11 protein-coding genes are annotated in these 13,581 nt (G+C 65.5%); 9 read left to right on the forward strand and 2 right to left on the reverse strand.

The window, feature by feature from the left end; all coding sequences use genetic code 11:
- Nucleotide 1: 1 nt before the first annotated feature.
- The 4 genes from BUS12_RS19895 (at nucleotide 2) to BUS12_RS19910 (ending at nucleotide 4,189) form a co-directional block, all read left to right on the forward strand.
- Nucleotides 2-931 carry a sugar kinase gene (locus BUS12_RS19895; RefSeq protein WP_074298543.1) on the forward strand — a complete coding sequence of 310 codons (930 nt, stop codon included), beginning with the start codon at nucleotides 2-4 and terminating at the stop codon, nucleotides 929-931.
- Between the two features lie 144 nt (nucleotides 932-1,075).
- On the forward strand, nucleotides 1,076-2,260 hold the full coding sequence (bktB, locus tag BUS12_RS19900) for a beta-ketothiolase BktB (RefSeq protein WP_074298544.1): 1,185 nt from the start codon (nucleotides 1,076-1,078) through the stop codon (nucleotides 2,258-2,260).
- Between the two features lie 45 nt (nucleotides 2,261-2,305).
- Nucleotides 2,306-2,929 carry a hypothetical protein gene (locus BUS12_RS19905; RefSeq protein ID WP_074298546.1) on the forward strand — a complete coding sequence of 208 codons (624 nt, stop codon included), beginning with the start codon at nucleotides 2,306-2,308 and terminating at the stop codon, nucleotides 2,927-2,929.
- 75 nt (nucleotides 2,930-3,004) lie between these two features.
- Nucleotides 3,005-4,189: a cystathionine beta-lyase gene (locus tag BUS12_RS19910; protein WP_074298549.1), complete on the forward strand. Its 1,185-nt coding sequence runs from the start codon at nucleotides 3,005-3,007 to the stop codon at nucleotides 4,187-4,189.
- A 95-nt stretch (nucleotides 4,190-4,284) separates the two neighbouring features.
- Here BUS12_RS19910 and serB read toward each other — a convergent pair whose 3' ends face one another.
- Complete coding sequence (gene serB, locus BUS12_RS19915) at nucleotides 4,285-5,124, reverse strand: phosphoserine phosphatase SerB (protein ID WP_074298551.1); 840 nt, start codon at nucleotides 5,122-5,124, stop codon at nucleotides 4,285-4,287.
- Between the two features lie 209 nt (nucleotides 5,125-5,333).
- Here serB and BUS12_RS19920 point away from each other — a divergent pair, with 209 nt between their 5' ends.
- The 3 genes from BUS12_RS19920 to ligD all read left to right on the forward strand — a co-directional run bounded on the left by BUS12_RS19920 (nucleotide 5,334) and on the right by ligD (nucleotide 10,594).
- A complete protein-coding gene (locus BUS12_RS19920) occupies nucleotides 5,334-6,569 on the forward strand; it encodes a cytochrome P450 (RefSeq protein ID WP_074298553.1) in 1,236 nt (411 codons plus the stop codon).
- 152 nt (nucleotides 6,570-6,721) lie between these two features.
- Entirely contained in the window at nucleotides 6,722-7,690 is a 969-nt protein-coding gene (locus tag BUS12_RS19925; protein ID WP_074298555.1) for a non-homologous end joining protein Ku, read from the forward strand.
- Between the two features lie 21 nt (nucleotides 7,691-7,711).
- The gene (gene ligD / locus BUS12_RS19930; RefSeq protein WP_074298557.1) at nucleotides 7,712-10,594 is read left to right on the forward strand and encodes a DNA ligase D; all 2,883 of its coding nucleotides are present in this window, start codon (nucleotides 7,712-7,714) and stop codon (nucleotides 10,592-10,594) included.
- Between the two features lie 104 nt (nucleotides 10,595-10,698).
- Here the strand turns inward: ligD and BUS12_RS19935 are convergent, their stop codons facing one another.
- On the reverse strand, nucleotides 10,699-11,661 hold the full coding sequence (locus BUS12_RS19935; protein WP_074298559.1) for a LysR family transcriptional regulator: 963 nt from the start codon (nucleotides 11,659-11,661) through the stop codon (nucleotides 10,699-10,701).
- 166 nt (nucleotides 11,662-11,827) lie between these two features.
- Here BUS12_RS19935 and BUS12_RS19940 point away from each other — a divergent pair, with 166 nt between their 5' ends.
- Both BUS12_RS19940 and BUS12_RS19945 read left to right on the forward strand, forming a co-directional pair.
- Nucleotides 11,828-12,844: a zinc-binding alcohol dehydrogenase family protein gene (locus tag BUS12_RS19940; protein WP_074298561.1), complete on the forward strand. Its 1,017-nt coding sequence runs from the start codon at nucleotides 11,828-11,830 to the stop codon at nucleotides 12,842-12,844.
- Nucleotides 12,845-12,996: 152 nt separating this feature from the next.
- Entirely contained in the window at nucleotides 12,997-13,557 is a 561-nt protein-coding gene (locus BUS12_RS19945) for a DUF6013 family protein (RefSeq protein WP_074298562.1), read from the forward strand.
- Nucleotides 13,558-13,581: the final 24 nt, after the last annotated feature.

Consider the following 13,581-nt stretch of genomic DNA (forward strand, 5'->3'; position numbering starts at 1 on the left):
CATGTCCACGGCGGCGAGCCCGGCAATCCTCGCGCTTGGTGAGGCGATGGTCGAATTCAACCAGTCGTCGAAGGACCCGTCCAGCTACCTGCAGGGCTTCGGCGGCGACACGTCGAACTTCTGCGTCGCGGCGGCCCGTCAGGGCGCGACTGCGGGGTTTGTGTCGGCGGTCGGCGACGATCATTTCGGGCGTCTGCTGCTCGATCTGTGGCAACGCGAAACGGTGGATACGTCGACGGTGAAGGTCGACAGCCACGCGCCGACCGGCGTCTATTTCGTTTCGCACGGCGTCGACGGTCACCAGTTCGATTATCTGCGCGCTGGGTCGGCCGCTAGCCGCTATGCGCCGTACGATCTGCCGCTCGAGGCGATTGCGGCCGCGCAGGTACTGCATCTGTCCGGCGTCAGCCTCGCGATCAGCCTCAGCGCCTGCGACGCGGCCCTGGCTGCGATTGGCCACGCGCGCGCCAACGGCGTGCGGGTGAGTTTCGACACCAATCTGCGCCTCAAGCTATGGCCGCTCGCGCGGGCGCGTGCGGTGATGGTCGAAGCGATTCGCCATACCGACATCTGCCTGCCGAGCTGGGACGACGTGACCGTCTTGACGGGGCTCACAGGCCGCGACGAGATCGTCGATTACCTGCTGGCGCTGGGGCCGCGCGTCGTCGCGCTCAAGCTCGGCAAGCAGGGTGCTTATGTGGCCACGCCCGACGAGCGCCGCGAGGTGCCGGGGCACGTCATGGACGCGGTCGACGCGACCGGCGCCGGCGACTGCTTCGGTGGTGCGTTCGTCGCCCGTATCGTGGCGGGCGACGATCCGTTCGCGGCGGCGCGTTACGCGAATATGGCGGCGGCATTGTCCACGCAAGGTTTCGGGGCGGTCGCGCCGATTCCCGGGCGCAACGCGGTCGAGAAGGCGTTGGCGGCCTGAGCGGGCGAGGTTGTCGTGAGCGGCCCTGCGCCCACCCGACGGACCACACGCCTCGGCACCGGCGCACAAGGCGGCCCGCGAACCGCCGCACGGAGTGGCCGTCCAGATCGCGATCAGAGAGTCAGACAGTAAGAGGAGCGAGCGATGCAACGAGAAGTGGTGGTGGTAAGCGGCGTGCGTACGGCAATCGGCGACTTCGGCGGCAGCCTCAAAGACTTCTCGCCGACCGATCTCGGCGCCCGCGTGGTGCGCGAGGTGCTGTCGCGGGCCAAGGTGACGGGCGACGAAGTCGGCCATGTGGTGTTCGGCAATGTGGTCCACACCGAACCGAAGGACATGTATCTGGCCCGCGTGGCCGCGTTGAACGGCGGCGTCGCGCAGCATGCGCCCGCGCTCACGGTGAACCGCCTGTGCGGTTCCGGCCTGCAGGCGATCGTCTCCGCTGCACAGAGCGTGCTGCTCGGCGACGCGGACATCGCCATTGGCGGCGGCGCGGAAAACATGAGCCGCGCGCCGTACATGATGCCGGCTGCGCGCTTCGGTCAGCGCATGGGCGATGCGCGTCTCGTCGACATGATGCTCGGTGCGCTGCAGGACCCGTTTCAGGGCATTCACATGGGCGTAACGGCCGAGAATGTCGCACAGAAATACGGCATCTCCCGTGAGGCGCAGGATGCGCTCGCGCTTGAATCGCATCGACGCGCGGCCCATGCGATCGCCAGCGGTTACTTCAAGGAACAGATCCTGCCGGTCACGATCTCATCGAAGAAAGGTGACGTCGTGTTCGAGCAGGATGAACACGTGCGTCTGAACCCGTCGGCGGAAGACTTCTCGAAGTTGAAGCCGGTGTTCGCCAAGGAAAACGGTTCGGTGACGGCCGGTAACGCGTCCGGTATCAATGATGCGGCTGCCGCCGTCGTGCTGATGGAACGCAGCGTGGCCGAGCAGCGCGGCGTGAAGCCGCTGGCGCGGCTGGTGGCCTACGCACATGCGGGCGTCGATCCGGCCTATATGGGCATCGGCCCGGTGCCGGCCACCCGCAAGGTGCTCGAACGGGCCGGCCTGACGGTGGCCGATCTCGACGTCATCGAAGCCAACGAAGCGTTTGCCGCGCAGGCGTGTGCGGTCAGCAAGGAACTTGGGCTCGATCCCGCGAAGGTCAACCCGAACGGCTCCGGCATTTCGCTCGGCCACCCGATCGGTGCGACCGGCGCATTGATTACCGTGAAGGCGCTGTACGAGCTGCAGCGCATCGGCGGGCGTTACGCGCTCGTGACGATGTGCATTGGCGGCGGCCAGGGCATCGCGGCGATCTTCGAACGGATCTGACGCCGGGCGCGCTGCGCCTCGTCTCATGCAACAGGAAGGAAACGGATGCTGGAATCGAAAGCAATCAGGAGCGTCGCGCGTTGGCGCGGCTGGATCCCCGGTGCCGCAGCGGTGCTGCTGCTGGCCGGTGCAGGCAGCTTGTCGCCCCGCGCAGCGTGGGCGCAGAGCGATGCGGTCAAGGAACTGGCGGCGCCGCCCCCCATCCAGTTGCCGCTCAAGCCGAGCCCGGAGTTCGCGAAGTTTCCGCGCTACGCTGGCACGCTCGGCACGCGTCAGATCGTATTGCGGCTCGGCGCGAAGACCGACGACCCGTCCGGCGTGCACGGCGAATATCAGTACACCGATACGGGCGAAGTGATCCTGATTGCGGGCGACCGCGACGGCGATACGCTCGAAGTCGAGGAGTCGAACGATGGCACCCACATCACGGGAAACTGGGTCGGCAAGTTTGCCGCTGACGGTTCGTTGGCAGGGGACCGGATGAACGTCGACGATTCGGATCCGCAGCCGTTCGACTTGCGTCCGCTCGCGGCCGGACAACCGGTGCCTGCGCCGGGTGCGCCGGCTCAGCCGCCGGCGGCCGGAACCGCGCCGTCGGCTCCCGCAGCGCCTGCAGCGAGCGGCGCGCATACGGTAAACGGAGTGAACAACCTCTCGATCGGCGAGTAAGCGCGCCGCTCGCGCGCTCTGCCGATCCGCCTGGCGTTCTCTCATCGTTCCATTTTGGCTCTACGCGAATTGACCATGACTCAATCCAAACCCAGGCGCGGCCTGCAAACCCGTATCGTGCGCGCTGAAGATCAGGTGACCCCGGGCTTCGAATCGTTCGCGGTGCCGGTCGCGCGCGCCTCGACGGTCGTCTTTCCGGATCTGGCGACGATGCGCTCGCTCGACTGGCGCAACGACGGTCAATGGCGTTACGGCTTGCACGCCACGCCCACCTCGCTCGTGCTGGCGCAGCGGCTGGCGGCCATCGAAGGCGGCAATCATGCGCTGCTGCAACCCTCGGGACTGTCGGCGATTTCCAATGTTTATTTCGGTCTCGTCAAAGCCGGCGACGATGTCCTGATCCCCGATAACGTCTATTCGCCGAACCGCGAGCACGGCGACTGGCTCGCTCGAGACTTCGGCATTACGGTGCGCTACTACGATCCGATGATCGGCGCCGGGATTGCCGATCTGATCCAGCCCAATACGCGGCTGATCTGGCTCGAGGCGCCGGGCTCGGTGACGATGGAAGTGCCGGACGTGGACGCGATCACCGCGGCGGCGCGAGCCCGCAATGTGATCACGGCCATCGACAATACCTGGTCCGCGGGGCTCGCGTTCCGTCCGTTCGAACATGGCGTCGATATTTCGGTGCAGGCGCTGACCAAATATCAATCGGGCGGTGGCGATGTGCTGATGGGCGCGACGATTACCGTCGAGCGCGAGCTGCATGTCAAACTGAAAGCGGCGCGCATGCGCATGGGGATCGGCGTCTCGTCGGACGACTGCTCGTTGATCCTGCGCAGCCTGCCGAGCATGCAGGTGCGCTTCGAGCAGCATGACCGCAGCGCGCTCGCGCTGGCGAAGTGGCTGAAGACGCGGCCGGAGATCGCTGCGGTGCTACATCCCGCGTTGCCCGATTGTCCCGGGCACGAGTTCTACGAACGTGACTTCACGGGGGCGGGCGGCTTGTTTTCGGTGGTGTTCGATGGACGTTATACGCCGGCGCAAATCGATACGTTCTGCGAGTCGCTCGAGCTGTTTTCGATCGGCTGGAGCTGGGGCGGCGCACATAGTCTCGTGATGCCGTACGACATCGCCTCGATGCGTACCGCAGCGCAGTGGCCGCATCGGGGTACGCTGGTGCGCTTCTACATCGGGCTGGAAGAAGAGGCCGATCTGCGCGCGGATATGGAGCGGAGTCTGGGTACGCTGGTGTAATTGCAGCTTGCGTCGTTGAAAAAAGCCCATCGAAACCTGGTTTCGATGGGCTTTTTTTGCGTCTGCAGCGGGCGGGTGGGGACGCGGCAGTGGTCTCAAAACAACCGCAACACCCCATCGAGCCCAACATGATTGAACGCGACACTCGCCGCTTCGCGCACTACCGGCTTGGCGCGAAACGCCACGGATAACCCTGCCTCGGCCATCATCTTCAGATCGTTGGAGCCGTCGCCCATCGCGATGGCCCGGCTGGGCTCGATGCCAAGCGTCGCACAGGTCTCGCGCAGCGTGCGCGCCTTGACTTCCGCATTGACGATCTCGCCCGTGACCTGGCCGGTCAACTTGCCGTCGACGATTTCGAGCGTATTGGCTCGCGTGAAATCGAGGCCGAGGCGGGCTTTCAGCTTCTCGGTGAAGAAGGTGAAACCGCCGGATACGAGCAAGGTCTTCAAACCGGCTGCTTTCACGCCGTTCAGCATCTGTTCTGCACCGGGCGACAGGCGCAGCCGATCCTCGTACACACGTTCCAGCGCGCCCGCGTCGAGTCCCTTGAGCAGCGCCACCCGGCGAACCAGGCTTTCGTTGAAATCCTTGATTTCGCCGCGCATCGACGCTTCGGTGATCGCCGCGACTTCGGCCTTCAGGCCGCAGAAATCCGCGATTTCGTCGATACATTCAATCGTGATCAGCGTCGAGTCCATGTCCATGGCAACCAGGCCGAAGTCGCGCAACTGCCGGTTGGGTTCCACAAACGCGTAATCCAGGGCGTGCGTGCCGCAGTAGACGTCCAGATCGGCGCGCTGGGACGGGCTAGCGTCGGCAATGCGGATCGCGTGGGCGTCGATGGCGGTGGCGCGCGAGCCGCGCGCGAGCGCGACGAGCGTCTTATGGTGGTCGGCGGACAGGGGCGCGGGGCTTTGGATGACGAGGTTCATGTCGACGAGGAAAGAGCGCGCGGCGCGCGCGGAAAATCCCGTTATTGTAACGGGTAAGCACAATGCATCCGCCGGGCGGCCCGGTCATACTTTCGGAACCGGCAAGCAGCGCCTATAACCCGTTTGAACCTGCGAAAGCCACGCATGATCAACGGATGCGCTCCCCATAGCGCCCATCACGCTGCCCATACAAAATCACGGAGACCGCCATGACCCTGCCTGCCACCGCCGACGCCCCCCATATCCTTGCGCGCGATTTCGATCTCCAGCATCTGACACCGGCGTTCTACGCCGATCCCTATCCGGTCTACCGCGCGCTGCGCACGCACGAACCGGTGAAGCGCATGCCCGACGGCTCGCTCTTCCTCACGCGCTACAAGGACGTGCAGGCGGTCTACCGCGATCCCAGGATGTTCAGTTCGGACAAGACCGTCGAATTCAAGCCGAAGTACGGCGCCTCGCCGCTCTACGCGCATCACACGACGAGCCTCGTTTTCAACGACCCGCCGCTGCATACGCGGGTGCGCAAGCTGATTGCGGGCGCACTCACGGCGCGGGCGATTGCGGCGATGGAGCCGGGCCTCATCCGGCTGGTGGATGGATTGCTCGACGCCGCCGCCGATCAGGGGCGCCTCGATCTGATCGGCGAATTCGCCGCCGCGATTCCGCTCGAGATCATCGGCAATCTGCTCGTCGTGCCCCACGAGGAGCGCGCGCCGCTGCGTGACTGGTCGCTGGCGATTCTCGGCGCGCTCGAACCGGCCTTAAACGCCGCGCAGCTCGAACGCGGCAACCGTGCGGTGAGCGAGTTCGTCGCCTATCTGCAGGATCTGGTGGCGCGCCGCCGTCGTTCGCCGGGCGATCCGCAGCACGATGTCCTGACCCGTCTGATCGAAGGCGAAGTGGACGGCGAACGTCTCTCGGAGGTGGAACTGCTGCAGAACTGCATCTTCATCCTGAATGCCGGCCATGAGACGACCACCAATCTGATCGGCAACGGACTCGTCACGCTCAGCGAATGGCCCGACGCGCGTGCCGCCTTGCAGCAGGAGCCGGGACTGATCGACAGTGCGGTCGAAGAGTGCCTGCGCTTCGAGAGCTCGAACCAGCTCGGCAACCGGATGGCCACCGTCGACACTGAGATTGGCGGACACGCCGTGGCGCGCGGCACACCGGTCACGCTGTGCATCGGCGCGGCCAACCGCGACCCGGAGCAGTTTGCCGATCCTGAGCGCTTCGAGATTCGTCGCGAGCCGAATCGTCATCTGGCCTTTGGCTTCGGCATTCATCAGTGCGCGGGGCTCTCGCTCGCACGGCTCGAAGCGCGCATTGCGATCGGGCGTTTCGTGCAGCGCTTTCCTTCGTACCGCTTAAGCGGCGCGCCGACGCGCGGCGGCCGGGCGCGCTTTCGCGGGTTCGCCGCGGCGCCGTGCGAGGTGGGCTAGGCGGACTCCCCGCGGGCCGTAGCTTTTGCCGACACGGCGCAAGAGTTACAGGGCGCTCGGTTCACAACCCGCGCACGGCGCGGTCGCCGGGGCCGCGGCCGCCGTGGCACGCTTGATGCGTCGTCGAAGGTCCCGGCCTTTGGGAGCGCACGATGTCACACATGATCTGGAAAGGCGCGATCAGCTTCGGCCTCGTGCACGTCCCGGTGCAACTGTATCCGGCGACGCAGTCGGAGAAAGTCGGCTTCAATCTGCTCGACAAGCGTTCGATCGACCCGATCGGCTACCGGCAGATCAACAAGCGGACCGGCAAGGAAGTCTCGCGCGACAATATCGTGCGCGGCTTCGAATATGAGAAGGACAAGTACGTCGTGCTGTCCGACGACGAGATCCGCTCGGCGAACCCGGAATCGACGCAAACCGTCGATATTCTCGCCTTCGTCGAAGCGCCCGAGATCTCGTTTCTGTATCTCGACACCCCGTATTTTCTCGCACCGGACCGCAAGGGCGAGAAGGTCTACGCGCTGCTGCGCGAGGCGTTGAAGGCGTCGGGCAAGATCGGTATCGCCAACGTCGTGCTGCACAACAAGCAGCATCTGGCGGCGCTCATTCCGGTCGGGCCGGTACTTGCGCTCAACACGCTGCGCTGGGCCGACGAAGTGCGCGACTACAACGAATTGAAGCTGCCGTCCGAAGAGCCGAAGAAGGCGGGCGTGACCGCGCGCGAACTCGATATGGCGAAAAAGCTGATCGACGACATGAGCGATGGCTGGGACCCGTCCACCTATCACGACACGTTCCGCGACGACATCATGGCGCTCGTCGACCGCAAGGTTCGCGCGGGCAAGACCGAAGAGATCGTCGAGGTCGAGACGCCGCGCGAGTCGCGTCGGTCCGCGGAGATTCTGGATCTGTCGGATCTGCTCAAGCGCAGTCTCGGGCGCGGCAAGGGCAAAGCCGGCAGCCGGTCGCGTGCGGCGCCGGACCATGACGACGCAGAGGCGCCCGCGACGACGCGACCGCGCAAGACCAGCACGACGCGCCGCGCCAGCGGGGTCGCGGCTCGTACCGCCGCTTCGCCTAGTAAGGACGCCTCGCATCGCAAGCGCAGCGCCGCTTGAGGATGCTTTTAAAGTACGACCATGACCGACCGGCTCGATCCCTATCACCGCAAGCGCCGCTTCGACGAGACGCCCGAACCGTCCGGCAAGCCAGCCCGCAAGGCTGCGGCCGGCAAGATGCCATCGCGCAAGCCGGCGCACGCGCTCGCCTACGTGATCCAGGAACACGACGCGCGTCGCCTGCACTACGACTTCCGGCTCGAACTCGACGGCACGCTGAAGTCGTGGGCGGTGCCCAAGGGGCCGAGCCTGGATCCGTCGGTAAAGCGGCTCGCCGTCCATGTCGAAGATCACCCGCTCGAATACGGCTCGTTCGAAGGCGAGATTCCGCCCGGGAACTACGGCGCGGGTTCGGTCATCGTGTGGGATCGCGGCACGTGGGAGCCGGACGGTGGGGCTGCGCACGCGCGCGAGGCGTATCGGGCGGGCAAGCTCAAGTTCTCGCTGGAGGGCGACAAGCTTCACGGTGGCTGGATGCTGGTGCGCAGCCACATGCGCGGCAGCGGCGACAAGGAGCAGTGGCTGCTGATCAAGGAGCGTGATGAGGCGGCGCGTAGCGAGGCCGACTTCGACGTGCTCGCCGAGCGGCCCGGCAGTGTGCTCGACGGGGCGGCCGCGCGCCGCGCAGGTAACGCGGGCAAGGGGGCCGCGCGGAAAACCGCGGCTAAACGCGTCGCCGAGAAACCGGCCGCGACAAAGCTGGCCGCAAGTAAGCCAGCGGCGCGCTCCAGCAAGACTGCAGCGTCGAAGACAGCACCGAAGACAACAAGCCGCACACGCAGCGCCAACCCGAAGAAGACCGACATCGTCACGAACCGCAGCGCGGAGTCGCTCCGTACTTTGGCTGCATCGCCGGCGATCGAGGGCGCAAAGAAGGCCGCCTTACCCGCCACGTTCAAACCGCAACTGGCGACGCTGGTCGAGTCCGCTCCGCCGGGCGACGAATGGTCGTACGAGATCAAGTTCGATGGCTACCGGGTGCTCGTGCGTATCGATCGTCGCGTCGCGAAGAACCCGGTTCAGATCTATACACGCGCCGGCAACGACTGGTCCGCGAAATTCAGCAAGCAGGTCGGCGCGCTCGCGCAACTCGAGCTCGATAGCGGATGGCTCGACGGCGAAGCGGTGGTGCTCGATCACAACGACGTGCCGAACTTTCAGGCGCTGCAAAACGCGTTCGACGCCAACCGGCCGCAGGACATCGTGATCTACCTGTTCGACTTGCCGTTTCTAAATGGCTACGACCTGCGCGGCGTGCCACTGGTGCAGCGCCGCGCCATTCTGCACGCACTGCTCGAAGGGGCGGACAACCGCGTGTTGCGCTTTTCGGAAGACTTCGACTTTAGCGCCGACGATCTGCTGAAAAGCGCCTGCGATATGGCGCTCGAAGGCATCATCGGCAAGCGGCGCGACAGCCGCTACGCCTCGGGGCGCAGCGCGGCGTGGATCAAGCTGAAGTGCCGCCGCCGGCAGGAATTCGTGATCGGCGGCTACACCGAGCCGGCGGGCAGCCGCGCCGCTTTTGGCGCGCTGCTGCTCGGCGTGTACGACGCCGAAGGCACGCTGCAGTATGCCGGCCGGGTCGGCACCGGTTTCGATGCAGCGTTGCTGCGCGCGGTGAAAAAGGAGCTCGACGCGCGTGAACAGTCGCGCATGCCGTTCGCCGAGACGCCGCGCGAACGTAGCCGCACGCCGGTTCACTGGGTCAAGCCAGAACTCGTTTGCGAATGCAACTTCGCGGAGTGGACCGACGAGCGCATCGTGCGCCAGGCGTCGTTCGTCAGTCTGCGACACGACAAACCGGCGCGGCAGATCGTCAGGGAAACGCCGCGCGAAGGAGGCGATGTGCAACACCATCCGAGTGGACGTTCAACGGAAGCGCCCGCGAAAATCCGCGCGGCGAAAGGTCCGGCAACTAAGGCGTCTGCCTCGCGTGCCCCGGCTGTGGACGAGCCAGCAGCGGCGCACGCCACCCGCGCACGCGCGACGAAAAAGGACGCTTTCACCGAGACGGTGGTCGGTGTGCGGATTTCCCATCCGGATCGCGTGATCGACAAGCAAACCGGCACGCGCAAGATCGATCTTGTGAAGTACTACGAATCGATCGAAGCATGGTTGCTGCCGCATTTGCACGACCGGCCGGTTTCGCTGGTGCGGGCGCCGGACGGCATCGGCGGCGAGCTGTTTTTTCAGAAGCACAGCCAGAAGCTGTCGATTCCAAATGTCACCCAGCATCCCGGGCTCGATGCCGGTCATCCGCCGCTGATCACGATCGATACCGTCAAGGCGTTGATCGGCGCCGCGCAAATGGGCACGATCGAACTGCATACCTGGAACGCGCTCGTCTCGAACATCGAGAAGCCCGACCGCATGGTGTTCGATCTGGACCCCGACCCGGCGCTCGGCTGGGACAAGATGATCGAAGCCGCCCAACTCACCCGTACGCTGCTCGAAGAACTCGGCCTCGCGTCGTTCTGCAAGACGAGCGGCGGCAAGGGATTGCATGTGGTCGTGCCGTTAGCCAAACACGCAGGCTGGGACGAGGTGAAGACGTTTTCGCAGGCTGTCGCGCAGCATATGGCGGCCACGCTGCCCAAGCACTTCGCCGCGAAGATGGGGCCGCAGAATCGCAAGCGCAAGATCTTTGTCGATTACCTGCGCAACAACCGTGGCTCGAGCACGGTGGTCGCTTTCTCCGCACGGGCGCGGCCGGGGCTGGGCGTGTCGGTGCCGCTCGGATGGGACGAGCTTGACGGTACGACGGGCGGGGATCAATGGACCGTCGCCAATCTGCATGAACGGCTTGAGTCGCTGCACGAGGACCCTTGGTCCGCTTACGCAAAAACGCGCCAGCGCATCACGGCGGCCATGAAAAAGCGGCTGGATGGCGCGAAGGCCGATTGAGCAGACCATTGGATCTCGCCCGCATGTCCGAAGGCAAGCGGCGTCGAGACCGCACGCAAACCACACGCAAGCGGCATCGCAAGCATTAAGCGCGTGAAGCCGGTTCATCCAGGCGCCACGTCCCAATACGGCGGATCGCCGAAGTGTGCGGCGAGAAAGTCGATGAACGCCAGGGTCTTCGGCGGCACGAACGCCCGGCTCGGATAGACCGCCCAGATCGCCACCGTTTCGGCGAGCGGATAACTGTCGAGAATGGTCACGAGTTCGCCGCTGCGCAGATAAGGCGCGACGTCCCAGGTCGATTTGAGCGCAATCCCGAAGCCGGCCAGCAGCGCATCGCGAATCACTTCGCCGTTATCGGTGGCGAGGCGTCCGCCCACGCGCACGTCGAGGCGCCCCGCGGGCGTCTCGAACGCCCACGTGTGCTGGTCCGAGAGGATCACGCATTCGTGTTGCGCGAGATCCGCCGGGTGATGCGGCACGCCTCGCCCGGCCAGATAGGCGGGCGAGCAGCAGATCACGCGCGGGTTCGCGGCCAGCCGTTTCGCCACCAGGGTGGAATCCTTCAGCGCGCCGAGCCGGATCGCCAGATCCACCCCGGCATCGACCAGGTCGACGAGGTGATCGGAGAGGCGCAAATCGACGCTCACGCCCGGATAGCGGCGCAGAAATTCGGGAATGACCGGCGACACGTGCTGGCGTCCGAACGACGACGTCATCGCCACCCGCAAGCGGCCGTGCGGCTCGGTTTGCGCCCGGCCGACCGAGGCGCGCGCCGCGGCGGCGGCATCGAGCAGCGTCTGCGCCCGCGTCATGAAAATCTCGCCGTCCTGCGTGAGACTGATGCGGCGCGTGGTCCGATGCAGCAGGCGCGCGCCCAGCAGCCGTTCGAGCTGGGCGAGCCGGGCGCTTGCCACCGCGGCCGACAGACCGAATTCGCGGCCGGCCGCCGACACGTTCGCCAGCAGAGCGGCCCGCACGAACAGCGCGACGTCGAGCAGGTCGAGCCGTTCGCGTTCCTGAAACATCGGCGACGGGGAGGGCGTAGATGACGCAGTGGAAGCCATTCTTCTGATTTTCAAGAAAATGTTTAAGTCATTATGCCTGTTCCGGGCGGGTAAGGATCGTCCTAAGATAAGTGCACGTCCGAGCCGTACAGGGCTTTTGCAGCCCCGTAGTGCCGGAATGCATGCCCGTTATCCCGCATCCTTTACGAACGAATCAGGAGTTGCCATGAAAGCTGTCGGTCTTCACCGTTACTTGCCCATCGACCATCCCGAAGCACTGCTCGATGTCGAGATTCCGCAACCGGAAGCCACCGGTCGCGACCTGCTGGTCAAGGTCGAGGCGATCTCCGTGAATCCGGTCGACTTCAAGGTGCGCTCGCCGAAAGACACCGTCGAGAAGGCGCCGCGCGTGCTCGGCTGGGATGCGGCCGGGACGGTCGCAGCGGTGGGGCCGGAGGTCACCTTGTTCAAGGTCGGCGATCCGGTGTTTTACGCCGGCAGCATCACGCGGCCGGGCGCGAATAGCGAATATCACCTGGTGGACGAACGGATCGTCGGCCGCAAGCCGGCCTCGCTCGACTTCAGCCACGCCGCCGCGTTGCCGCTGACCGCGATCACCGCGTGGGAAGCGCTGTTCGATCGCCTCGGCGTGTCGCCGCAGGGGGCCGATAAGGGCCGCTCGGTGCTGATCATCGGCGGCGCGGGCGGGGTCGGTTCGATCGGGATTCAACTGGCGAAACAGCTTGCCGGCCTGACCGTGATTGCGACGGCTTCGCGTCCGGCGTCGGCGAAATGGGCGACCGAACTCGGCGCGGACCACATCGTCGATCACTTCGGCGACATGCCGGCGCAACTGAAGCAGATCGGCTTCGAGCAGGTGGACTACGTGCTGATGTTCAACGACACGGACAAGCATTTCCCGGCAGCGGCCACCGTCGTCAAACCGCAGGGCGGCATCTGCACGATCGTCGAAAATGCCAGGCCGGTTCCGGTCGAACTGCTGAAGGCCAAGAGCGCGGCGTTCCACTGGGAATTCATGTTCACGCGTTCGATGTTCGGCACGCCTGACATGATCGAGCAGCACAAGCTGCTGACCGAAGTGGGGCGCCTGATCGACGCGGGCACCTTGCGCACGACGGTCGGCGAAGACCTGGGCAAGATCAACGCACAGAACGTGCGGCGCGCGCATCAGTTGCTGGAAGAAGGGCGGGCAATCGGCAAGCTGGTGCTGACCGGTTTCTAGGCGGCTTTTTGCCTGACCGCAAGCGGGTTAACACCCGATCCGCGCGAAGCGCGCTCGGGTCCGCTTGGCGGTAGACTGACAGGGCTCCCAGGCAAAAATAGCCGCGCATCTCGCCCCGAGAGGGTGCAGCGGCACAACGAGGAGGTGACACCATGAGCCCGTGCTTCAGCCGCTCCGCCGTTTCGCTTGTTACTTCGCTGGTTGCTTCGCTTGCCTGCACACTCGTCCCGCCGGCGTACGCCGCCACCCCCATCACGGTGACCTCGCAAGCCGCGCCGGACGGGCCGATCCGCTATACCGTCAAGGTCACTTCGAAGCAGTTCGGCAATGCGCAGGAAACGCGCACGATCCGCTCCGGCGAGTCCGACGACTTCACCTGGAAGACCGTGCCGCCCGGCGGCCCGGTCGCGGCCGTGGATCAGTGCCCGGCCGATGCATCGCTGCCGGTCGATACCAACGGCGCGATGCTGCGGCAAACGCAGATCCGCTTTGCGCCGGTGGTCGCCGGCGACGGTACCGCCACGGTCCAGCTCAGCTTCCAGGCGCAGACCCCGCACGGCACCAGGGCAGTGACGAACAAGGGCAAGACGCTCCAGTGTCCGAACGGCCTGACGGTCAGTCAGATCGTGCGCTTTACGATGCCCACGAACGGCAGCACGAAGACGCTGACCTTGAACGACGGCACCCAACTGGCGGTGTCGGCGAAGCGCTGAGCGGCCGGCGCGCCGCGCCGCGCC

The organism is Paraburkholderia phenazinium, from assembly GCF_900142845.1.
Classification (GTDB): domain Bacteria; phylum Pseudomonadota; class Gammaproteobacteria; order Burkholderiales; family Burkholderiaceae; genus Paraburkholderia; species Paraburkholderia phenazinium_A.